General features: G+C 72.6%; 21 protein-coding genes. 3 read left to right on the plus strand and 18 right to left on the minus strand.

Features of this window, described 5'->3' with window-relative positions; genetic code table 11:
- Positions 1–42: 42 nt before the first annotated feature.
- The 11 genes from LCD31_RS19915 to LCD31_RS19965 all read right to left on the minus strand — a co-directional run bounded on the left by LCD31_RS19915 (position 43) and on the right by LCD31_RS19965 (position 12,930).
- Entirely contained in the window at positions 43–1,875 is a 1,833-nt protein-coding gene (locus LCD31_RS19915; protein WP_224960161.1) for a hypothetical protein, read from the minus strand.
- Between the two features lie 573 nt (positions 1,876–2,448).
- A complete protein-coding gene (locus LCD31_RS19920) occupies positions 2,449–2,934 on the minus strand; it encodes a hypothetical protein (protein ID WP_224960163.1) in 486 nt (161 codons plus the stop codon).
- Positions 2,935–3,708 carry a 4-hydroxy-tetrahydrodipicolinate reductase gene (dapB, locus tag LCD31_RS19925; protein WP_374201671.1) on the minus strand — a complete coding sequence of 258 codons (774 nt, stop codon included), beginning with the start codon at positions 3,706–3,708 and terminating at the stop codon, positions 2,935–2,937.
- Entirely contained in the window at positions 3,705–5,081 is a 1,377-nt protein-coding gene (locus tag LCD31_RS19930) for a pitrilysin family protein (protein ID WP_224960165.1), read from the minus strand. The genes dapB and LCD31_RS19930 overlap by 4 nt, the downstream gene beginning before the upstream one ends.
- A gap of 122 nt (positions 5,082–5,203) precedes the next feature.
- Positions 5,204–7,465, minus strand: a complete 2,262-nt coding sequence (locus LCD31_RS19935) for a polyribonucleotide nucleotidyltransferase (protein ID WP_224960167.1) — start codon at positions 7,463–7,465, stop codon at positions 5,204–5,206.
- A gap of 238 nt (positions 7,466–7,703) precedes the next feature.
- Entirely contained in the window at positions 7,704–7,973 is a 270-nt protein-coding gene (gene rpsO / locus LCD31_RS19940; protein WP_224960170.1) for a 30S ribosomal protein S15, read from the minus strand.
- Between the two features lie 383 nt (positions 7,974–8,356).
- Positions 8,357–8,935 (minus strand): 2'-5' RNA ligase family protein, encoded by a 579-nt coding sequence (locus LCD31_RS19945; RefSeq protein WP_224960172.1) that lies wholly within the window; start codon positions 8,933–8,935, stop codon positions 8,357–8,359.
- A 31-nt stretch (positions 8,936–8,966) separates the two neighbouring features.
- Complete coding sequence (locus LCD31_RS19950) at positions 8,967–9,452, minus strand: helix-turn-helix transcriptional regulator (protein WP_224960174.1); 486 nt, start codon at positions 9,450–9,452, stop codon at positions 8,967–8,969.
- A 131-nt stretch (positions 9,453–9,583) separates the two neighbouring features.
- Complete coding sequence (locus LCD31_RS19955) at positions 9,584–10,570, minus strand: bifunctional riboflavin kinase/FAD synthetase (RefSeq protein ID WP_224960175.1); 987 nt, start codon at positions 10,568–10,570, stop codon at positions 9,584–9,586.
- A gap of 37 nt (positions 10,571–10,607) precedes the next feature.
- A complete protein-coding gene (truB, locus tag LCD31_RS19960; protein WP_224960176.1) occupies positions 10,608–11,549 on the minus strand; it encodes a tRNA pseudouridine(55) synthase TruB in 942 nt (313 codons plus the stop codon).
- A 67-nt stretch (positions 11,550–11,616) separates the two neighbouring features.
- Complete coding sequence (locus tag LCD31_RS19965) at positions 11,617–12,930, minus strand: MATE family efflux transporter (RefSeq protein WP_224960177.1); 1,314 nt, start codon at positions 12,928–12,930, stop codon at positions 11,617–11,619.
- A 67-nt stretch (positions 12,931–12,997) separates the two neighbouring features.
- Between LCD31_RS19965 and LCD31_RS19970 the strand changes: the two genes are divergently transcribed.
- A complete protein-coding gene (locus tag LCD31_RS19970) occupies positions 12,998–13,510 on the plus strand; it encodes a CGNR zinc finger domain-containing protein (protein WP_224960178.1) in 513 nt (170 codons plus the stop codon).
- Positions 13,511–13,517: 7 nt separating this feature from the next.
- Here LCD31_RS19970 and LCD31_RS19975 read toward each other — a convergent pair whose 3' ends face one another.
- The 7 genes from LCD31_RS19975 to rimP form a co-directional block, all read right to left on the minus strand.
- The gene (locus LCD31_RS19975; RefSeq protein ID WP_224960193.1) at positions 13,518–14,495 is read right to left on the minus strand and encodes a bifunctional oligoribonuclease/PAP phosphatase NrnA; all 978 of its coding nucleotides are present in this window, start codon (positions 14,493–14,495) and stop codon (positions 13,518–13,520) included.
- A gap of 120 nt (positions 14,496–14,615) precedes the next feature.
- Entirely contained in the window at positions 14,616–15,125 is a 510-nt protein-coding gene (rbfA, locus tag LCD31_RS19980; protein ID WP_224960179.1) for a 30S ribosome-binding factor RbfA, read from the minus strand.
- Positions 15,126–15,286: 161 nt separating this feature from the next.
- A complete protein-coding gene (locus LCD31_RS19985) occupies positions 15,287–15,580 on the minus strand; it encodes a DUF503 domain-containing protein (protein ID WP_224960180.1) in 294 nt (97 codons plus the stop codon).
- A gap of 79 nt (positions 15,581–15,659) precedes the next feature.
- Entirely contained in the window at positions 15,660–18,746 is a 3,087-nt protein-coding gene (gene infB, locus LCD31_RS19990; protein WP_224960181.1) for a translation initiation factor IF-2, read from the minus strand.
- Positions 18,747–18,826: 80 nt separating this feature from the next.
- Entirely contained in the window at positions 18,827–19,171 is a 345-nt protein-coding gene (locus tag LCD31_RS19995; RefSeq protein WP_224960182.1) for a YlxR family protein, read from the minus strand.
- Positions 19,172–19,352: 181 nt separating this feature from the next.
- Positions 19,353–20,423: a transcription termination factor NusA gene (gene nusA, locus LCD31_RS20000; protein ID WP_224960183.1), complete on the minus strand. Its 1,071-nt coding sequence runs from the start codon at positions 20,421–20,423 to the stop codon at positions 19,353–19,355.
- On the minus strand, positions 20,420–20,971 hold the full coding sequence (rimP, locus tag LCD31_RS20005; RefSeq protein ID WP_224960184.1) for a ribosome maturation factor RimP: 552 nt from the start codon (positions 20,969–20,971) through the stop codon (positions 20,420–20,422). The genes nusA and rimP overlap by 4 nt, the downstream gene beginning before the upstream one ends.
- A gap of 298 nt (positions 20,972–21,269) precedes the next feature.
- Between rimP and LCD31_RS20010 the strand changes: the two genes are divergently transcribed.
- Together LCD31_RS20010 and LCD31_RS20015 are read left to right on the plus strand one after the other, a co-directional pair.
- The gene (locus LCD31_RS20010) at positions 21,270–21,707 is read left to right on the plus strand and encodes a hypothetical protein (protein WP_224960186.1); all 438 of its coding nucleotides are present in this window, start codon (positions 21,270–21,272) and stop codon (positions 21,705–21,707) included.
- The gene (locus tag LCD31_RS20015; protein ID WP_224960187.1) at positions 21,704–22,165 is read left to right on the plus strand and encodes a DUF4439 domain-containing protein; all 462 of its coding nucleotides are present in this window, start codon (positions 21,704–21,706) and stop codon (positions 22,163–22,165) included. Before LCD31_RS20010 ends, LCD31_RS20015 begins: the two co-directional genes overlap by 4 nt.
- Positions 22,166–22,208 lie beyond the last annotated feature (43 nt).

Consider the following 22,208-nt stretch of genomic DNA (forward strand, 5'->3'; position numbering starts at 1 on the left):
GGCCGCCGGGCGGGTCCGGGGGGATCCGCCCGGCGGCGGTGGTCACTTCAGGTCTTCGTCGGCGACGACGAACAGTTCGGAGTGCGGTTTCGCGTTGCCGAACGGCCCGTGCGGCCAGCGTTCCCGGTTGAAGTTGATCCCGGTCTCCCCGGTCACCTCGTCCTTGAAGGACTCGTCGACGCTGACCTTCCCGTCGGGCGCGAGGTCGACCATGTTGACCTTGTGGTCGCCGTCGAGCCCGGAGCGGGCGACGAAGTAGTTGGACACCGCGAGCCTGCTGGGCTGCTTGGTCTCCTCGTACCGCCCGTCGGCACCTTCGGTGAAGTTGTCGTAGGCGCCCCAGTGCGGTCCCGCGCCCGGCTGACCGGGGTTGATGGGTGTCGCGCCGGCCAGCGTCGGGCAGTCCTGCCCGCCGCCGTTCTCGGCCTTCTCGACGGTGTCGATGGTGCACTGGAAGTCGTTCCCGGCCGCGACGATCTTGGAGATGTCGAGGGTGTAGACACCGCCGGTGGAGCCGGGGTCGTCAGGGCCGAGCGCGCCCTTCTGCCGCCCCTGCACCGCGCGGTACAGGAACCTGTCGTCGGGGCTGGTCTGGATCCAGCCGCCGTTGGAGCTGCCGCCGCGGGCGTCGTTGTTGGCCGGGTCGATGGCCTTGAGCGCCTGTCCGTCGTCGAAGACCTGCGTCCAGCGCGGCGCGGGTGCGGTGATGTCCGGCGTGTAGAACACCGCACCGCCCTGCATGGTCTCGGCGAACGCCCCCTTGTGGCCGGGCAGGTTGGTGACGGTCGTCTCCATCACGGCGCGGCTCTCGGAGTGCAGCGGGTCGGCCGGGTCGGCGCGCGGCCCGTCCGGCAGGTAGGACACGGCCCGCAGCTTGGGGTGGTTGCGGTCGGAGATGTCCCAGGTGCGCACGGTCGGCCGGCGCAGGTACGGCGACGGCTGCTTGACCGGGTCGAGGATGATGTTGCGCGGTTCCGCGTAGTCACTGGTGACCAGCGTGTTCAGGTCCTCGCGGGCTTGGATGCCGTGCGGGTTGGCGCAGGTGGGCTTGCCGAGCTGCGGCAGGTTGTCGCACAGCTTCGGGTTGTCGCCCTGCGGGGTCGCCGCGGGCGATTGGGACAGCACCTTGCCGTTCGGGTCGAACCGGACGACCTCGCCGGGGCTGCCCGCGAACCCGTTGCCGACGTGCACGGATCCGTCGTCGTACCGGTACGGGCCGGGGACGACGGGACCACCCATGTAGGTCCCGTAGGAGGTGCCGTCGGACAGCGTCCAGTACGCGTCGGGGACGGATCCGCCGAGGGTCTGGGTCGGCAGGCTGACGCCCTTGAGCTCCAGGTTCGGCAGCTTCGTGACGTCGAACGCGTAGGTGGCGCCGAGGAACAGCGCACCGGCGAAGATGGTGTCGCCCTTGTGCCACACGTACTGCATGTGGTGCGGCTCGTTCTCCACCAGCGGGCCGACGGTGGCGGTGTTGACGACTTCGCCGTAGGTCTCGGAGCCCTTGGTGGCGTCGATGACGGCGAGGAAGTCCGGTCCGGGCAGGGCGTCCCGCACCTTGCCGAGGCCGTCGCCGAGCGACCCGGGCAGGCCCTTGACGTCCTTGACCGCGGTGTCGGCGATGTTCTCGTCACCGGCCCACACCAGCAGCCATTCCTTGCGCTTGCCGTCGGCGGCCTTCGTGGCGGTCTTGCTGACGACGTGGTTGGTGACGGTGTAGTTCTTGCCGTCGGCTCCGGGCACCTGCTGCGTGGTGACCTGCACGTCGGCGTAGGCGTCGGTGCCACCGACGGGCAGCGTGACGGCGCCGACCGCGAGCAGCGCGGCGGCCGCTCCGGTCAGTCCTTTCCGCCATGCGCGCGAGGGGGTTCTCATCTTCTCTCCGGTCTCCATCTCGGTTCCACCAAGGTCTCGGCAACCGTTTCTTCTCGGACGGGTGGTTGTGGATTCGGACACACGTGTCCCCAAAATCGGTTTGCCGAATTCGGACCGAAACCGATTCAGGGCACACCTGGTCTCCGGAATTCACCGGAGTCAGGCAGGCGGCATCGCCCGCGGTTGGGGAGGAATGGTTTTCGGGGGAATTCTTCAACCCCGAGGGCTATCGCCCCGGCCGGGCACGAACCACCAGCGACGACTGGAACCGCTGCTCAGCGGGCCTGCTGCTGGGTCGGCACGTTCGCAGAACACGCCATTCGCGATTTCTTCGCGCGGGCGCGGCGGCCGATCAGCGACTACTACAGAGGGCGCTGGACTGGTGCTGCAAATCCACGTGCAAGCGGACCACCAGAGAGGCGAACCTGGACATGCGCTAGATCATGCGGCGCAACTGTACGCGATGTCAACTAAGCGCCCAAACCGTGAGATCCACGCGGTTCGGACCTGCGGAATTCAACGTCGGCGGGCGACGATCACCCGGAAGCAGGTACCGCGGGTGGACCGGACGCTCTACCGTTCCGCGTCCGCTTCCCCGCGCTGCAGCTCGATCGCCCGGCGCATCGCCTTGCGCCCCCGGTTCCGGTCGCCCGCCAGGTCGTAGGCCTGCGCCACGGCGAACCAGCACCGCCAATCGCCGGGAGAGCGCTCCAATTCGGCCTGCTTCTCGTCGAACCAGGCGTCGGCCGCCGCCCGCTCGACGCGTCCGGACGGGCGGCGCGGCAGGTGCGAGACGTCCGGCAGCGCACCTTCGTCGTGCAGCAGCCGCGCGAGCCGCTCGGTGCTGGCGCCGAAGCGCAGCTGGTCCACCACCAGCAGCACGCCCAGCACCGGCAGCACGAAGATCGCCAACCCGAGCACCACGAACACCGGGCGGCCCGTGACGATCATCGTGATCGCGCGGCCACCCATCAGCACCAGGTACACCAGCAGCACCGCGCCCAGCACGAACGCCGCGGTGCGCGGCCCGAGCCCGCGCCGCCGCTCACCCTCGGACATTCACAGCCCCAGCACGGATTCGAGGCCCACGGTCAGCCCCGCCCGCCCGCCGACCTCGCGGACCGCCAGCAGCACGCCGGGCATGAACGAGCGCCGGTCGTACGAGTCGTGCCGGATGGTCAGCGTCTCCCCTTCGGTGCCGAACAGCACCTCCTGGTGGGCGACGAGCCCGGCCATCCGGATCGAGTGCACCGGGACGCCGTCGACCTTCGCACCGCGCGCCCCGTCGAGCTCCTTGGTGGTGGCGTCCGGTGCCGGGTCCAGCTCCGCCGACTCGCGGGCCCGCGCGACGACCTCGGCGGTGCGCGCCGCGGTCCCGGACGGGGCGTCGGCCTTCTTCGGGTGGTGCAGCTCGACGATCTCCACCGATTCGAAGAACCGGGCGGCGACCTCCGCGAACTTCATCGACAGCACCGCGCCCAGCGCGAAGTTCGGCGCCACCAGCACCCCCACCTGCGGGTGCTCGGCGAGCAGCGAGCCGATGTTCTCCAGCTCCGCGGTGCCGAGCCCGCTGGTGCCGACGACGACGTGGATGCCGTTCTCCACGCAGAACCGCACGTTCGCCAGCACCGAGTCGGGGTGGGTGAGGTCCACCGCGACCTGCGCACCGGAGTCGACGAGCTGCTGCAGCGGGTCTTCCCGGTTGATCGAGGCGACCAGTTCGGTGCCGGGGTCCTCGCCGACGGCGCGCACCGCCTCGGAGCCCATCCGGCCGCGCGCACCGAGCACGCCGACCCGCACCGGGGATGCGACGGGGGTTTCCAGGGAAGTCACGAACGTGCCGCCTTTCTGGTGTGCTCCGGCCGGCGAACGGATTCCGGCAGTTGCTCGACGTTCTCGTACGGCCCGACGACGACCGTGGTCAGCGGGCGGCGCAGCAGGTCCGCGGCGAGTTCCGCCACGTCCTCGGCGGTGACCGCCTCGATCCGGGCCAGGGTGTCCTCGACGCTGAGGTGCCGCCCGTAGTTCAGCTCGCTCTTGCCGATGCGGCTCATCCGGGACGCGGTGTCCTCCAGGCCGAGCACCAGCCCGCCGCGCAGCTGGCCGCGCCCGCGCGCGACCTCGTCGGCGCTGAGCCCGTCGGCGGCGACCGATTCGAGCACGTCGCGGATCACGGTGGTCACCTCGCCGAGCCGGTCCGGCTGGCAGCCCGCGTACACCGAGAAGGTGCCCGCGTCGGCGTAGGCGGTCACCGCCGAGTAGACGGAGTAGGCGAGGCCGCGCTGCTCGCGCACCTCCTGGAACAGCCGGGAGCTCATGCCCCCGCCGAGCGCGGCGTTGAGCACGCCGAGCACGAACCGGCGGTCGTCGTGCCGGTGCAGCGCGCGGCAGCCCAGCAGCAGGTGCGCCTGTTCGGTGTCGTCGTGCTCCAGCACCAGCGGCTGCTGCTTGGGCAGCCGGGTGCGGCCGGTGCGCGGCGGCGCGGGCGCGTCCTCGCCCTGCAACCGGTCCCCGACGGCCTTGCGCAGCAGCCGCAGCACCTTGCCGTGCTCCACGTTGCCGGCGACCGCGATCACCATCTTCGGCAGCGCGTAGCTGCGGCGGTAGAAGCCGTGCACCCGGCCGCGGGTCATCTCGGTGATGGACTCCTCGGTGCCCAGCACCGAGCGGCCCAGCGGGTGGTCGCCGAGCACCGCTTCGGCGAACAGCTCGTGCAGCAGGTCTTCGGGGTCGTCGTCGCGCATCGCGATCTCCTCGAGCACGACGCTGCGTTCCACTTCGACGTCGGCGGCGGCGTTGACCGCGTCGAACACGACGTCGCAGAGCATGTCCACGGCCAGCGGCAGGTCCTCGTCGAGGACGTGCGCGTAGTAGCAGGTGTGCTCCTTGGAGGTGAACGCGTTGAGCTCGCCGCCCACCGCGTCGATCTCCTGGGCGATGTCCACGGCGGTGCGCCGGGCGGTGCCCTTGAACAGCAGGTGTTCCAGGTAGTGCGCGGCCCCCGCCTGCGGCCGGGTCTCGTCGCGCGAACCGACGCCGACCCAGATGCCGACGGAGGCGGAGCGGACGCCGGGGATCTCCTCGGTCACCACTCGCAGGCCGCCGGGCAGCACGGTGCGCCGCACCGATTCGGCTCCGCTGGTCGCCAGCACCCGGGTGGTTCCGGGCCGCTGGAGATGTCCCGCACGTGTCTGGTTCTGCTTCATCGTCCCCGGGTCTCGTCGCCGTTCGCCCTGCCACACGATACGGCCCGGCCCGGACGTGCTGTCCGGGGCGGGCCGCTTCGCTGCCGATGATCGGGCGGACCCGATCTCATCGCGTCAGGAGATCACTCGGCGGGGGCTTCCGCCGGAGCCTCGACGTCGGCTTGCTCGCCGACGGGGGCCTTGTCGGCCTCCTCGTCGACGACGATCAGGCTGATCTTGCCGCGGTTGTCGATGTCGGCGATCTCGACGCGCAGCTTGTCGCCGACGTTGACGACGTCCTCGACCTTGCCGATGCGCTTGCCCTGACCCAGCTTGGAGATGTGCACCAGGCCGTCCTTGCCCGGCAGCAGCGAGACGAACGCGCCGAACGCCGCGGTCTTGACCACGGTGCCCAGGAAGCGCTCGCCGACCTTCGGCAGCTGCGGGTTCGCGATGGCGTTGATCTTGTCGATCGCGGCCTCCGCGGACGGGCCGTCGGCGGCACCGACGTAGATGGTGCCGTCGTCCTCGATGGTGATCTCGGCGCCGGTCTCCTCGGTGATCGAGTTGATCATCTTGCCCTTCGGCCCGATGACCTCGCCGATCTTGTCGACCGGGATGGACACGGAGGTGACGCGCGGGGCGTGCGGGCTCATCTCGTCCGGGGTGCCGATGGCCTCGGCCATGACCTCCAGGATGGTGAACCGGGCGTCCTTGGCCTGGCCCAGCGCCTGCGCCAGCACCTCGGACGGGATGCCGTCCAGCTTGGTGTCCAGCTGCAGCGCGGTCACGAACTCCTTGGTGCCCGCGACCTTGAAGTCCATGTCGCCGAACGCGTCCTCGGCACCGAGGATGTCGGTCAGCGCCACGTAGTGCGTCTTGCCGTCGACCTCGTCGGAGACCAGGCCCATCGCGATGCCCGCGACCGGCGCCTTCAGCGGCACACCGGCGTTGAGCAGCGACAGCGTCGAGGCGCAGACCGAGCCCATCGAGGTGGAACCGTTGGAGCCCAGCGCCTCGGAGACCTGCCGCAGCGCGTAGGGGAACTCCTCGCGCGTGGGCAGCACCGGCAGCAGCGCCCGCTCGGCCAACGCGCCGTGGCCGATCTCGCGGCGCTTCGGGCTGCCGACCCGACCGGTCTCACCGGTGGAGAACGGCGGGAAGTTGTAGTGGTGCATGTACCGCTTGCTGGTCTCCGGACCGAGCGAGTCGATCGTCTGCTCCAGCCGCAGCATGTTCAGCGTGGACACGCCCATGATCTGGGTCTCGCCGCGCTCGAACAGGGCCGAGCCGTGCGCCCGCGGCACCACGCCGACCTCGGCGGAGAGGCTGCGGATGTCGGTGAGGCCGCGACCGTCGATGCGGACCTTCTCGGTGATGATCCGCTGGCGGACCAGCTTCTTCGTCAGCGAGCGGAACGCCGCGCCGATCTCCTTCTCGCGACCGGCGAAGGGCTGCCCCTCCTCGATGCCGACCTTCTCCAGCGCGACCTGCTTGATCTCGTCGAGCCGGTTCTCGCGCTCCTGCTTGCCCGCGATGGACAGCGCCTGCGCCAGGTCGGCGGAGACGGCGCCCTCGACGGCGCTGTAGGCGTCGTCCTGGTAGGCGGGGAACAGCGGGTACTCGGCGGTCGCCTTGCCCGCGGCCTGGGCCAGCGCCTGCTGGGCCTGGCACAGCGTGCGGATGAACGGCTTCGCGGCCTCCAGGCCGGCGGCGACGACCTCTTCGGTGGGCGCCTGCGCGCCCTGGCCGACCAGGTCGATCGTCTTGTCGGTGGCCTCGGCCTCGACCATCATGATCGCGACGTCGTCACCGACGATGCGACCGGCGACGACCATGTCGAACACCGCGCGCTCGAGCTGCTCGTAGGTGGGGAAGGCCACCCACTGCCCGTCGATCAGCGCCATCCGGGTGCCGCCGACCGGGCCGGAGAACGGCAGGCCGGACAGCTGGGTGGAGGCGGACGCGCCGTTGATGGCGAGCACGTCGTACGGGTCCTTCGGGTCCAGGCTCATCACCGTGACCACGACCTGGATCTCGTTGCGCAGGCCGTCCACGAAGGACGGGCGCAGCGGCCGGTCGATCAACCGGCAGGTCAGGATCGCGTCGGTGGAGGGACGACCCTCGCGGCGGAAGAACGAGCCGGGGATGCGGCCCGCGGCGTACATCCGCTCCTCGACGTCCACCGTCAGCGGGAAGAAGTCGAGGTTGTCCTTGGGGTGCTTCGAGGCCGTGGTGGCCGACAGCAGCATCGTGTCGTCGTCCAGGTAGGCGACGACGCTGCCCGCGGCCTGCTTGGCCAGCCGACCGGTCTCGAACCGGACCTCGCGGGTGCCGAAGGCACCGTTGTCCAGCACCGCGGTCGCTTCGTAGACGCCTTCGTCGACGTTGTGGGCCTGTGTCAAGTGGAACTCCTAGTTTCAGGGGTCCACGGTCGTGCGGGGGAATCTTTCCGACGAGGCCGGTCATCGATCGAAGCCACCGGGCGGGATGCGCCCGGGGGCCACTACCGAGGACCGGCGGATGATGACCCGCCGTGGGCGTGGACCCGGATCGTGCGTGCGCGAGCCTGGTGGCCCGCCTTCGTGCATTCGGTTGTGCATCGGGGGAGCGCTCCACTGTGGAACGCTCCCCCGACGTAGGTCAACGACGCAGACCGAGCCGCTGGATCAGCGAGCGGTAGCGCTCGATGTCGACCTTGGTCAGGTAGTTCAGCAGCCGGCGGCGGCGACCGACCATCAGCAGCAGGCCACGACGCGAGTGGTGGTCGTGCTTGTGCTGCTTGAGGTGCTCGGTCAGGCCCGAGATCCGGTTGGTCAGCAGGGCCACCTGGGCCTCCGCCGAACCGGTGTCGGACTCGTGCAGACCGTAGTCGGCGAGGATCTGCTTCTTCTGCTCAGTGGACAGCGCCACGACTGACTCTCCTTGTTTCGCGTGCCGTGTCAAGTGCTGCTGGTGCGCCGGTCTCGAACTCGGAGCCGGGACGGGCACCGGGTGCGGAACGCACCGGACACGACTCACGGCCATCGCCACGTCGCGCGCCCCGGGCGGTCCACACCGGAGATCGCCGTCCCGATCCCGGACGCGACCTGGGGTCCAGGTCGCCGGGAGCTCCCCGAGCTCCGCCCCCAGTCCCGAGCTCGCGCGGCCGCCGGAGCGGCTCCGCCGGTCGGACGCCCCGGGCCGGTGTCTCCACTGGCGCGGGCTGGTCACGGGCACGCTGGTCGCGTGCACGCCGGGTATCGGCACACCGGATTCGGCCGCCACGGACTACAGCCGGATCCGCGGTCAGGATATCAGGGGCCGAACGGTCCACCCTGGTCCCCTGCCGCCCGGCGTGGCACCGGGACCACGTGCAGCACGCGGTGCTCCGAACCGGCCGGCCCCGGGTCGCTGCGCACCAGCTCGACCTCGGCGGCGGCCCACCAGGGGCCCGCGTACCCGCTGAGCGGCCCGATCAGCCGCGCCGGGTCCGGCAGGCCCGCGTTCCACCGAGCCACGGTGAGGTGCGCCCGGAACCCGCCGGGATCCCCGCCCGCGATCCGCACCAGCTCGTGCAGCCCGCGCGTGTCGGCGTCGGTGGCGGTCTCGACGCCGATCCACAGCACCCCGCGGAAGGTGCCCGCACCGGCCAGCCGCAGTCGCGGCGCCGGGCCGGCCGCGGGCCCCCGGCGGTCGAGCTCGGCCGCGAGCGGCGCCGGGTCGGTGGGGCCGTGGAAGCACAACGTCAGGTGCCACTGCGCGGGATCCGTCCGGCGGAACCGCCGCAACCGCTGGTCGTGCGGGATCTCGCCGAGCGCGGCGGCGAGGTGCTCGACCGCGGCGGGCGGCGGCCGCACCGCGGTGAACAACCGCGGCGGCGCGCTCCCGCTCATCCGCCCGCCCCGCCGGTCCGGGGCCGCCGGGTCAGGCCGGTTCGCCGTTGGCGGCCCGGCGTAGCAGGCCCGCCAGCTCCGGGTAGCGGCCGTCGATCAGCGCGGCCGCTGCCTCCAGCTCGCTCGGCTTCGCCGCACCCCGCAGCACCGGCCACGCCGCCTCCTCACCGTTCGCCGCCCGCACCGGCAGCGTGTCCCGGCCCACCGACGGCCGGGAGTCGCGCACGTCCGCCAGCGCTGCCTGGATCGCCTCCGATTCGCCGGCGGCCACGCCCGGCACCAGCACCTTGCGCTCCAGCATCACGAGCCTCGCCAGCACCGACGGGTTCCCGATCTTGGCGCGGCGGGCGCTCATCACCTGGCTGAGCATCGGTGCGCTGATGCCGAGCACCTCGGCGAGCTGGGCCTGCGAGATCCGGAACGCCACCACGAGCCGCCGAACCCGATCGCCCAACGGCTCGCCGTACCACTCGCGCTGCAGCGCCAGATTGCGCTGGACGCTCTTGTGTTCCGCCACCTCAGCTCCCCCGGTGCCACCGTCGATCGCCGCCACCGGAACGTTCCCCGGGGCGACCGGTACTGAATACTGCCAGGCCATCGCGCCGCACCGGACCGGTTCGGCGAATTGCCCCGCCCCCAGCGGGTCGATCAGCCACGAGCACCGAGGATCTCACGGGTGTCCACGACGTCCTGATCCATCTGCTCGATCAGCGCCTCCACCGAGTCGTAGCGCTCCATCCCGCGCAGCCTGCGCACGAAGTCCAGCGCCACGTGCTCCCCGTAGAAGTCGGCGTCCACGTCGAGCACGAACGCCTCCACCGTCCGCTCCGTACCGGAGAACGTCGGGTTGCTGCCGACGGAGACCGCGGCGGGCAGCGTCTCGCCGGGCTCGGCGGACCCGCGGCGCCGGTGGGTGAACCAGCACGCGTACACGCCGTCGGCGGGGACCGCGGAATGCTCCGGGCTGGACAGGTTCGCGGTCGGGAAGCCGAGCTCGCTGCCGCCGCGCCCGGCGCCGCGCACCACGATGCCCTCCAGCCGGTGGTAGCGACCCAGCGCGGACGCCGCCGCCACCACGTCCCCGGCGTCGATGCAGGACCGGATGTAGGTCGAGGAGAACGTCACCGGCGCCTCCGACGGGCCGTCGGCGCGTTCGGTGGTGCCGCTGAGCAGCCGGTCCGACGCCACCTCGAAGCCGAACCGCTCTCCCAGCTGCGCCAGCAGCTCGATGTCACCGGCGGCGCGGTGGCCGAACGTGAAGTTCTCCCCCACCACGACCACGGCCGCGTGCAACCGGTCCACCAGCAGCTCGTGCACGAACTCGTCGGCGGGCATCCGGGACAGCTCCGCGGTGAACGGCAGCACGCAGAACACGTCCACGCCGAGCCGCTCGGCCAGCTCCGCGCGCCGCCGCAACGTGGTCAGCTGCGCGGGATGGCTGCCGGGCCGCACCACCTCCGCCGGGTGCGGGTCGAACGTCATCAGCACGCAGGGGATGCCGCGCTCGCGCGCCGCCCGCACCGCGTGCGTGATCAACTGCTGGTGTCCCTGGTGGATCCCGTCGAAGACGCCGATGGTGACGACGCACCGGCCCCAACCGCCCGGGAGCTGCTCCAAACCGCGCCAACGCTGCACGGCTGGCAAGCCTACTGGTTGCCTCCCGATCGGCCGCTCAGCCCGCCGGGGTCAGCACCAGCACCGGCCGCGCGGTCCGCCCCTGGTCCTGCACCAGCGCGACCGCCCGGCCATCCGGGCCGAACACGCCGCAGGTGCCCGCGACGCCGGTCGCCGGGATCGTCTGGCCGTGCATGAGGGCCCGGACGGTGACCGCGTCGGTGTCGTGCCGCGCGAAGGCGGTGGCGATCGCGCGGTCCAGGTCCATCGACAGGCCCGGCTCGGCCTCCAGCTGCTCCAGGGTTCGGGCCGTCGCCAGGCCGAACGGGCCGACGCGGGTGCGGCGCAGCTCACCGAGGTGGCCGCCGACGCCCAGCCGGGCGCCGAGGTCCCGGGCCAGCGCGCGCACGTAGGTGCCCGAGGAACACTCCACGAGCACGTCCAGCTCGACGAACCGGTCCTCGTCCGGCTCACCGGTGGCTTCGGCCGGTTCGCGCAGCGCCAGCAGGTCGAACCGGGAGACGGTGACCGGTCGCGCGGCCAGTTCCACGTCCTTGCCCTCGCGGGCCAGCTCGTAGGCGCGCTTGCCGTTGACCTTCACCGCGCTCACCGAACTCGGCACCTGCTGGATGTCCCCGGTGAGCTCGGCGATGCCGTCCCGGACGGCCTGCTCGGTCACCCCGGACGGGTCGGTCCGCGACCGCACCTCGCCCTCGGCGTCGTCGGTGCTGGTCGCCGCGCCCAGCCGGATCGTCGCCAGGTACGCCTTGGTGTCCAGCGCCAGGTGCCCGAGCAGCTTCGTGGCCCGTTCCAGGCCGAGCACCAGCACCCCGGTGGCCATCGGATCGAGGGTGCCCGCGTGGCCGACCTTGCGGGTGCCCATGATGCGGCGCACGCGGGACACCACGTCGTGCGAGGTCATGCCGGAGGGCTTGTCCACCACGAGCAGGCCGGGCGGGACGGCGGGACGGTTGCGTGCTGTTCGGGAGTGCTCGGACACGGCTGGCAATCCTCCCCGACCGCGTCCGCGCGTCGCGCAGCGACCCCGCCCAGGCGGCGACGCCGGCTCAGGCCGGGGCGGCCCCGACGACCGCCCACTTCCCCGACCTGGCCCGCAGCAGCAGCGTGATCAGCCGCAGCACCATGAACAGGCTCAGCCCGGTCCAGATCCCGGCGAGCCCCCAGCCGAAGGCCAGCGACAACCAGATCAGCGGCAGGTAGCCGACGGCGGCGCTGAGCATCGTCGCGGTGCGCAAGTAGCGCGCGTCGCCCGCGCCGAGGAACACCCCGTCCAGCGCGAACACCACCCCGGCGACGGGCTGCTGGAGCACGAAGAACCACCACGCGTTCGGCAGCTGCGCGAGCACCGCCGCATCGCTGGTGAACACCCGCGGCAGCACCGCGGCGAGCGCCGCGAACACCAGGCCGAGCAGCACCCCGAACCCGAGCCCGTACCAGCTGACCTGCCGCGCCACGCCCTTCGCGCGCTGCGCCGCACCACCGCCGAGGGCCGCGCCGACCAGCGACTGCGCGGCGATCGCCAGCGAGTCCAGCACCAGCGCCAGGAACGACCACAGCTGCCACACCACCTGGTGCGCGGCGGCGGCGTCCGCGCCGGTGCGGGCGGCGACCGAGGTCGCCGACAGGAAGCACGCCTGGAAGGCGAGGGTGCGCAGCACCAGGTCCCGCCCCATGCCCAGCTGGGCGCGCATCGTCGCCGGATCGGGGCGCATCCCGGCCCGCTCCACCACCAGCGCGCGCAGGAACAGCGCCGCCGCGATGCTCTGACCGATCAGGTTCGCGACCGCCGACCCCTCCAGCCCCCACCCGAGCGGGTACACGAACAGCGGGCACAGCACCGCCGAGGTCCCGTTGCCCGCCAGCACGAACCACAGCGGGCGCCGGGTGTCCTGCACCCCGCGCATCCAGCCGTTGCCCGCCATCGTGATCAGCACCAGCGGCGCGCCGAGCAGCGCGATCCGCAACCAGCTCGCCGCCGCGTCCGCGATGGGGCCTTCCCCGGCGAGCAGCTCGGCGACCGGCACCGCGAACAGCTGCGCCAGCACCAGCAGCAGCACGCCGACGGCGATGCCGAGCCAGGTGGCCTGCACGCCTTCGGCGACGGCGTCCTTGCGGCGACCGGCGCCGTGCAGCCGGGCCGTGCGGGCGGTGGTGCCGTACGACAGGAACGTGAGCTGGCTGGACACCAGGGTGAACAGGGTGCCGCCGAGCGCGAGCCCGGCCAGCGGCACCGCCCCGAGGTGACCGATGACGGCGGTGTCCACCAGCACGTACAGCGGCTCGGCGGCCAGCACGCCCAGCGCGGGCACGGCCAATCCGAGCACCGTCCGCACCGGCACCCGTTCGGCGACCTCGCTCACGACATCCTCCCGGTAAGCTATGAAACCGCATTTCGACCCTGACGCAGGCTAGCGGTGAGGAGCCCGGATGGACAGCGCCGACTACGCGGAGCTGGCGCTGCGGCTCGCGAACGCCGACCTCACCGACCTGGACCGGCTGCGCGCGGCGCTGCACGACGAGCCGTGGTGGTCCGAGCGGGTGCACGAGCAGGACCTGGCGGTGCTGCGCACGGTGGCGGCCGGCCTGCGGGACGCGCTGGACGCGCTGCTGGCCGGAGCCGCGGCGCGGGCGCAGGACGCCGTAAACGACCTGCTGGCGCGGCACCCACCGCACCCCCGGCTGTCCGGGCACGGTTCGCGCTGGCACGTGCACGTGGCCGGGCCCGACGCGCCACCCGCCACCGAGGTCGCGGCCGCGGCCGCCTGGGGCCTGGCGCAAGGCGTCGTGCTGCACGGGATGGACCGGTGGGGCCGGTGCGAGGCCGCGGGCTGCGGCACGTACTTCCTGGACACGTCCACGAACCGGGCGAAGCGGTTCTGCTCGGCGCGCTGCGCGAACCGCGTGCACGTGGCCGCGTTCCGCGCCCGCCGGCGCACCTGACCTTCGGTCAGCCGAGCAGCGGGGCTTGCTCCAGCGCCGCGCGGACCGAGTCGAGCACGTCGTCGGCCGACCCGTCGGCGGTGAACCCGGCCGCCAGCCGGTGACCGCCACCGCCGCAGAGGCTCGCGGCCGCGCCGACGTCGACCTTGCTGTCCGCGCGCAACGACACCGACCAGCGATCCGCGGCCAGTTCCTTCAGCACCACCGACACCTCGGCCTCCGCCGTGGTGCGCACGATGTCGATCACGCCGTCGAGTTCTTCGCTGCGCACGTCGCCGGACTGCGCGAGCCGCACCTCCGCGTGCACCAGCCCCAGCCCCTGCGCCGCCGCGGGCTCCAGCGCGGCCCGGCCCAGCACCTCCGACAGCATCGGCAACCAGGCGAACGGGTGGGTGTCCATCAGCGAGCGGGTCAGGGCATCCGGATCGACCCCGGCCTCCAGCAGCCGCGCCGCCATCAGGTGGGTGGCCGCCGTGGCCCGCCGGAACCGGCCGCTGTCGGTGACCAGCCCCGCGTACAGGCAGCGCGCGATCGGCAGGTCCAGCGGGGCGCCGAGCTCGTCGAGCAACCTCAGCACCAGCACGACCGTCGCCACGGCCGTCTCGTCGATCACGTGGTGCGTGCCGAACCGCGGGTTCGCCACGTGGTGGTCGACGACGAGCACCGAGCCGCCCGCGTCGATCGTGGTCCGGACCCGGTCGGCGAGCGCCCCCAACCGCTGCAGGCTGCCCGCGTCGCACACCACCAGCAGCGGTGCCGCCGCGGGCACCTCGGCGGCGGGGACGATCAGGCCGTCGGCGTCGAGCATCGGCAGCGACGCGGGCACCTCGGCCGGGTGGCCGAACGACACCCGGACCCGCGCCCCCCGGGCGCGCAACGCCCGGCCCAGCGCCAGCGCGCTGCCCAGCGCGTCGGCGTCCGGGTTGACGTGCGCGAGCAGCGTCACGTCGGAGGCGTCGGCGAGCAGCCGCGCGGCTGCCGCCACCTCATCCGGCGTCGGCTCCGCAGCGGTTCCGGAATGCCCGTCCACAGGGTTCACCTCCACGCCGAACGGCACCGCACGACCGCGGTGCCGCCTTCAACGCACCGCATCCGCGCGGGCGGTTCAACCACTCTGTGGCCGATGCCGCAGATCGGCATCCTCGCCGGTCGACGGCTCGTCACCTGCGGTTTCCTCGTCGTCATCCGCGGTGTCCTCCGGTGCCGCACGGTAAGGATCCGCCTCCCCCGCGTGCTCCGCTCCCGAAGCCAGCCGGGCGACCTCCGCGTCGGCCTCCTTGGCCCGCGCGACCAGCTCGTCCATCCGGCGGGCGTCGTCCGGCACGGTGTCCGCGACGAACGTGAGCGTCGGGGTGAACCGCACGCCCGTCTGCGCCCCCACCCGGGACCGCAGCACGCCGGTGGCGCTGGACAGGGCGGCGGCGGTCGACGCGTAGTCGCTCTCGTCGCCGAACACGGTGTAGTACACCGTGGCGTCCCGCAGGTCCGGGGTGACGCGGGCGTCGGTGATCGTCACCATCGCCAGCCGCGGGTCCTTGACCTCGTACTCCAGTCCCGAGGCCACGATCTGCGCGATGCGCTTCGCGAGCCTGCGGGCGCGCGCCGTATCGGCCACGGCGCACCTCCTCCGTCGATCCTGCGCCCGGTGGTCCGGGCGTGAACAGTGTCCGCGCCACCGGCGGTCGAGCCGCCGCGGCGGGGCTCCCGGGCTGCCGGCCGCGGGGCGGTGCGGGCGACCGGGCAGGTTCCCTCGTGGGGAGAACCCGCCAGGGCCCGTCAGTCTTCCGGCCCCAGCATCCGCTGCCGGGCCGACAGGAGTTCCAGTTCGGGGCGCGCGGCGACGGCGCGTTCGCACGCGTCCAGCACCTCGCGCACGTGCGAGGCGTCGCCGGAGACCGCGCTCACCCCGATCAGCGCCCGGCGGTGCAGGTCCTGATCGCCCGCTTCCGCCGCGGCCACGTCGAAGCGCTTCCGCAGCTCGGCCACGACGGGCCGCACCACGGCGCGCTTCTGCTTCAACGAGTGGACGTCGCCGAGCAGCACGTCCAGCTCCAGCGCACCGACGTACATCAGCTCGCTCCTCGGATCACCACGCACCAGCACGACCACCGGGGGCCGCCCACGACGGACGACCCCCGGCGGTAGCGGATCAGTTGCGCGGCTTCTCCCGCATCTCGTAGGTCTCGATCATGTCGTCGACCTTGATGTCGGAGTAGGAGCCGAGCGTCAGACCGCACTCGAACCCGTCGCGGACCTCGGTGGCGTCGTCCTTGAACCGCTTCAGCGAGTTGAGGCTGAGGTTCTCGGCGACGACCACGCTGTCGCGCAGCAGCCGGGCCTTGGCGTTCCGACGCATGATGCCCTCGGTGACCATGCAACCGGCGATCGTGCCGACCTTCGAGGACTTGAAGACCTCGCGGACCTGCGCCTTGCCGAGTTCGACCTCTTCGTACTCGGGCTTGAGCATGCCCTTGAGCGCCTGCTCGATCTCCTCGATCGCGCGGTAGATCACCGAGTAGTACCGGATCTCCACGCCCTCGCGGTTGGCGACCTCGGCCGCCTTGCCCTCGGCCCGGACGTTGAAGCCCAGGACGATGGTGTTCTCCGCGGTGGCCAGGTTGATGTCGGACTCGTTGATGCCACCGACGCCGCGGTGGATGACCCGGAGCTCGACCTCCTCGCCCACCTCGATCTTCATGAGCGACTCTTCCAGCGCCTCGACGGTACCGGAGTTGTCACCCTTGATGATCAGGTTGAGCTGGTTGGTCTCCTTGAGCACCTTGTCCAGGTCTTCCAGGCTGACGCGCTTGCGCTTGGCGGCGTTCTGCGCCTCCCGGATGCGAGCACCCCGGCGGTCGGCGATCTGCCGCGCCACCCGGTCCTCGTCGACGACCAGGAACGTGTCACCGGCACCGGGCACCGAGGTGAACCCGATGACCTGCACCGGACGCGCCGGCATCGCCACCGCGACGTCCTCGTCGTGCTCGTTGATCATCCGGCGGACCCGGCCGTGCGCGTTGCCCGCGACGATCGAGTCACCCACGCGCAGCGAACCGCGCTGGACCAGCACCGTGGCCACCGGACCGCGACCGCGGTCCAGGTGCGCCTCGATCGCCACGCCCTGGGCCTCCATGTCGGGGTTGGCCCGCAGGTCGAGCGAAGCGTCCGCGGTCAGCAGGATCGCCTCGAGCAGACCGTCGATGTTGGTCCCCTGCTTGGCGGAGATCTCGACGAACATGGTGTCGCCGCCGTACTCCTCGGCCACCAGGTTGTACTCGGTGAGCTGCTGGCGGATCTTGTCCGGGTTCGCACCCTCGACATCGATCTTGTTGACCGCCACCACGATCGGCACGCCCGCGGCCTGCGAGTGGTTGATCGCTTCCACCGTCTGCGGCATGACGCCGTCGTCGGCGGCGACCACCAGCACGGCGATGTCCGTGGACTTCGCACCACGAGCACGCATGGCGGTGAACGCCTCGTGACCGGGGGTGTCGATGAAGGTGATCGGGCGCTCGTTGCCCTCCAGCTCGGTCACGACCTGGTAGGCACCGATGTGCTGGGTGATGCCACCGGCCTCGCCGGCCTGCACGTTCGCCTTCCGGATGGTGTCCAGCAGGCGCGTCTTGCCGTGGTCGACGTGACCCATGACGGTGACCACCGGCGGCCGGGCGGCCAGCTGCTCCTCGCTGCTGTCCGGGTCGCCGAAGCTGATGTCGAACGACTCCAGCAGCTCGCGGTCCTCGTCCTCCGGGCTGACCATCTCGACCCGGTAGTTCATCTCCTGGCCGAGCAGCTCCAGGATCTCGTCCGAGACGGACTGGGTCGCGGTGACCATCTCACCGAGGTGGAACATCGCCTGCACCAGCGAAGCCGGGTTGGCGTTGATCTTCTCGGCGAAGTCGGTCAGCGAAGCACCGCGACGCAGGCGCAGCGTCTCGCCGCTGCCGCGCGGCAGCCGGACACCGCCCACCGACGGCGCCTGCATGTTGTCCATGTACTCCTGGCGCTTCTGCCGCTTGGACTTGCGGCCACGACGCGCCGGACCACCGGGACGGCCGAAGGCACCGGCCGCGCCACCGCGACCGCCACCACCGGGACGGCCACCACCGCCCGGACGACCGCGGAAGCCACCACCGGCGGGAGGCCCACCGGCCGGAGCACCGCCGCCGCCACCACCGGGGCCGCCGCGGAAACCGCCGCCACCGCCACCGGGACGGCCACCGCCGCCACCGGGACGACCGCCACCGGCACCACCGGGACGACCGCCACCGCGGCCACCGCCGGGTCCACCGGGACCGCCGGAGCGGGCCGGGCGGGACGGCATCATGCCGGGGTTCGGACGCGGGGGCATCATGCCCGGGTTCGGACGGTTGCCGCCGCCCTCACCGCCGCCGCGCGGGGCGGGAGAACCGGCCGCCGGAGCCGTACCGGCGCCGCCCTGACCACCGCGGTCGGGGCGCTGCCCCTGCGGACCGCCGCGGCCGGGGCCGCCCTGGCCGCCGCCCTGGCGCTGCTGACCGCCACCGGCACCACCGGGACGCGGCGGACGCTGCGCCGGGGAGCCGGAGCCGACGCCGAACGGGTTGTTGCCGACGCGCGGCGAGCGCGGGCCGGGCTTGGGCTTGGCGCCCTGCGGCTTCGGCGGGACGGTGCCGTCACCGGCGTCGCCGCGCTGCTTGGATTCCTGCTTCGGACCGGGCCGGGGGCCGGGCTTCGGGGCACCGGGACGCGGCGCGGCGGCACGCTGCTCGCCGCCCTGCTGCGGGGCCGGGGCCTCGGCCGGACCGGCGGACGCCTGCGCGGCGGGAGCCTGCTCGAACGGAGCGGTCTCCGGGGCCGGCGGCTTCGGACCGGGCTTCGGGCCCGGCTTCGGACCGGGCTTGGGCGCGCCGGCCGGGGCCGGCTGGTCAGCGGACTGCTGGCCGCCGCCCTGCTGGTCACCGGACTGCGGGGCGGGTGCCTGCGGCCGCGGACCGGGCTTCGGACCGGGCTTGGGCGCGCCGTCACCGGACTGGCCTTCGGGCTTGCGCGGCGGCGCGGGCTTCGCCCCGCCGGAGCGACCGCCGGGCTTGCCTGCCTTGGGGTACGCGTCGCGAAGTCGGCGCGCCACCGGGGCTTCCACGGTGGACGACGCGGACTTGACGTACTCGCCCTGCTCGGCGAGCTTGTTGAGAACTTCCTTGCTAGTCACACCGAGCTCTTTAGCGAGCTCGTGCACGCGGGCCTTGCCTGCCACTGCACTCCTCATCTGGTGAGGCCGGGCGGCAGTCCCGCTCGACCTCGTCCTATCGCCGATGCGCGTTCATGTCTTCAGCTTCACGGCTGATTCATGACGGGTCGACCTGCTTCCTTACTGCTTCCGCGCGGGCGGTTCCCGCGTCGGTCTGGTGATGAGCCGCTCGCCGCGAGCTCCCCGGATTCCGGAGTGGAGCCCAGGTGTCCCTGCACGGCGGAGAGGTCCAGCGGCCCCGGCACGCGAAGTGCGCGGGGGAACGCCCGACGTCGCTCGGCGAGCCGCAGGCAACGGGGATCGGGGTGCAACCACGCGCCTCGACCCGGTCGCCTGCTTCGAGGATCGGGGACGACCGCGGGACCCGCGGAACCGTCCTCGGCCACCACTCGCAGCAGCTCGGCGGCCGACGTCCGGACGCGACATCCCACACAGGTGCGAACCGGCCCTTGATCACGGCGTTCGCCGTGCGTACCGGACGTTGTCGTGCGGATTCTCGCTCCCCTCGCGTCGAGCCACCAATGATTCTAACCCGCCGCCGCCAGTGCTCGTATCCGAGTCCGCCACCGAGGTGGCGGCGAACCCGGTGCCGGGCGTCGGCGGGCCGTCAGATCACTCCGCGGAACCGACCGCGGGCAGTTCGTCGACGCCCGGCGCGCCACCGGCAGGCGGCGCGACGGCCTGGCCCGCCGAGGTGGTCGGCGAGGCCGGGTCGGCATCGCTGCGGATGTCGATCCGCCATCCGGTGAGCCGGGCGGCGAGGCGGGCGTTCTGCCCCTCCTTGCCGATGGCCAGCGACAGCTGGAAGTCGGGGACGACGACGCGGGCGGTCTTGGTCCGCTCGTCGACGACCTCCACCGAGATCACCTTGGCCGGGGACAGCGCGTTGCCGACGAACGTCGCGGGGTCCTCCGAGAAGTCGATGATGTCGATCTTCTCGCCGCCCAGTTCGCTCATCACGTTGCGCACCCGCGCGCCCATCGGGCCGATGCAGGCGCCCTTGGCGTTGACGCCGCCGACCGCGGAGCGCACCGCGATCTTCGAGCGGTGACCGGCCTCGCGGGCGACCGCGGGGATCTCGACGGTGCCGTCGGCGATCTCCGGGACCTCCAGCGCGAACAGCCTGCGCACCAGGTTGGGGTGGGTGCGGGACAGGGTGATCTGCGGGCCGCGGGCGCTGCGGGAGACGCCGACGACGTAGCACTTGACGCGCGTGCCGTGCTCGTAGCGCTCGCCCGGCACCTGCTCGGCGGCGGGGATGACGCCCTCGCTGTCCCCGACCTGCACGACGACCATGCCGCGCGAGTTGGCCTTGGCGTCGCGCTGCACGACGCCGCCGAGGATCTCGCCCTCCTTGGTGGAGAACTCGCCGAAGGTGCGCTCGTGCTCGGCGTCGCGCAGCCGCTGCAGGATGACCTGGCGCGCGGTGGTCGCCGCGATCCGCCCGAAGCCCTCGGGCGTGTCGTCCCACTCCTCCTCGACCTCGCCCTCGGCGTCGAGGGTGTGCGCGAGCACCCGCACCACGCCGGTCTTGCGGTCCACTTCCACCCGGGCGTGCTGCTGGTGCCCCTCGGTGTGCCGGTATGCCGTCAGCAGCGCTGATTCGATCGCTTCCAGGACCGTCTCGAACGGGATGTCCTTGTCGCGTTCGATCGCTCGCAGCGCGGCGATGTCGACGTTCACCTCGACTCCTCCGTGTCTTCCCGGTCGTCGCCTTCCGGGCCGTCGGCCGCCCGCTTGAGCAGGACGAGGTCCTGCGCCGGTGGCTGCTGGAATTCCACCTCGACCACCGCGCGCTCGATGTCGCGGTAGGCCAGCGTGCGGATCTGCTGGTCGGCCAGCACCTGCACGCCTTCGTCGTCGGCGGCTCCGACGCGCGCGGTCAGGTCGCCGCCGCCGGAGAGCTTGATCTTGACCAGCCGGTGCCGGGCGCGGCGCCAGTGCCGGGGCCTGGTCAGCGGTCGGTCGGTGCCGGGCGAGGTCACCTCCAAGGTGTACGCCCCGGCGAGCACGTGCTCGTGCGCGTCCAGCACTTGCGAGACGGCTCGGCTCAGCTCGGAGATCTCGTCGAGACCCACCCCGTCGTCGGAGTCCACGACGACCTTCACCAGGCGGCGTCTGCCCGCCTGCTGCACGTCGAGCTCCTCGAGGTCGAAACCGGCTTGGGACACGGCGTCGGCGACGACGGGCTCCAGCAGCGCGACGGCCTCATCGCGCGGCGGGCTGGACACGTTGGCACTCCTAGATTCGGGGATGATCGGGTCACTTCGGAGGTGATCGGGCCGGGCGGTCCGGCGACGCCCGGTTCGGGCGGCGCCGCCTTCGGCCGGACTCGCGAAACCCACGTCCGGCGCTGGGCGCGCGGGCCGCGGTCGTCCAGCTTATCTGGTCGGTTCCAGGCACGGCGCGGCATGGCCTCCGTCCGGCCCAGCGCGGCGGCCGGGGGCCTGCCTGGCAGGATGGATCAGCGTGCGAGCCCCCCTCCCCTCCCGTCACTCGAACGGGTCTGCGCGTATCGGACGTCGCGCGGTGTTGCGGCTGCTGGCGGCCTTGCCCGCGGTGGCCGCGGTGAGCGCCGCGTGCGCGAGCGGCGAGGACGCGCCGGACCCGCTGACGGCCCTCGCGACCGCCGCCCGGTCCGATGCGGCGCTGGCGCAGGGCGTCGCGCGCAGCCACCCCTCGCTGGGGGCGGGCGCCGGCGCGGTGGCGGAGATCCGCGCCGAGCACGCGCGGCTGCTGCAGCAGGAGATCGACCGCCTCGATCCGCCCGACGAGCCCCGCGAGCACCGGGCTCCCGCCGCGCAGGTGCCCGCCTCGCCGCCCGAGGCGCAGGCCGCGCTGAAGCAGGCGCTGGCCGCGGCGGAGCAGGCCGCCGCGAAGCTGTGCCCGAGCCTGCCCGGCTACCGGGCGGGGCTGACCGGATCGATCTCGGCGAGCTGCGCGAGCCTGGCGGAGGTGCTGGCGTGAGCGGAGAACTGCCGGACGAGGCCAAGACCGCCGTGAACGCGGCGCTGGACGCGGAGAACGCCGCGGTGTGGACCTACGAGCTGGTGACCGCGTTCGTGACCCGCTCGCAGGTGCAGGCGGCCGTCGCCGAGGCCACCGGAGTCCACGAGGGGCACCGGGACGAAGCGCAGCGCCTGATCAGCGCCACCGGAGCCACTCCCCCGGCGGCCGCGCCCGCCTACTCGCTGCCGGACCGGGTCACCGACGAGGGCTCGGCCATCCGCGCGCTCGTCGTCGCCGAGCGGGAGTGCGCGATCGGCTGGCGCGCGGTGCTGGAGAACACCGCGCCGGACGAGGTCGACCCCGCGGTGCGGCGGCTGGCGCTCACCGCCCTGACCACGGCCGCCACCCGCGCCACCCGCTGGCGCATCACGATCGGCCAGGACCCGGCGGCGGAAGCCCAGCCCGGCAAGCCCTGAACGGCGCCCCGCTGGTCCGGGAGCCGCTGACCGGCGGTGCGCA

Source organism: Saccharopolyspora sp. 6M (genome assembly GCF_020176775.1).
Lineage (GTDB): Bacteria > Actinomycetota > Actinomycetes > Mycobacteriales > Pseudonocardiaceae > Saccharopolyspora_C > Saccharopolyspora_C gregorii.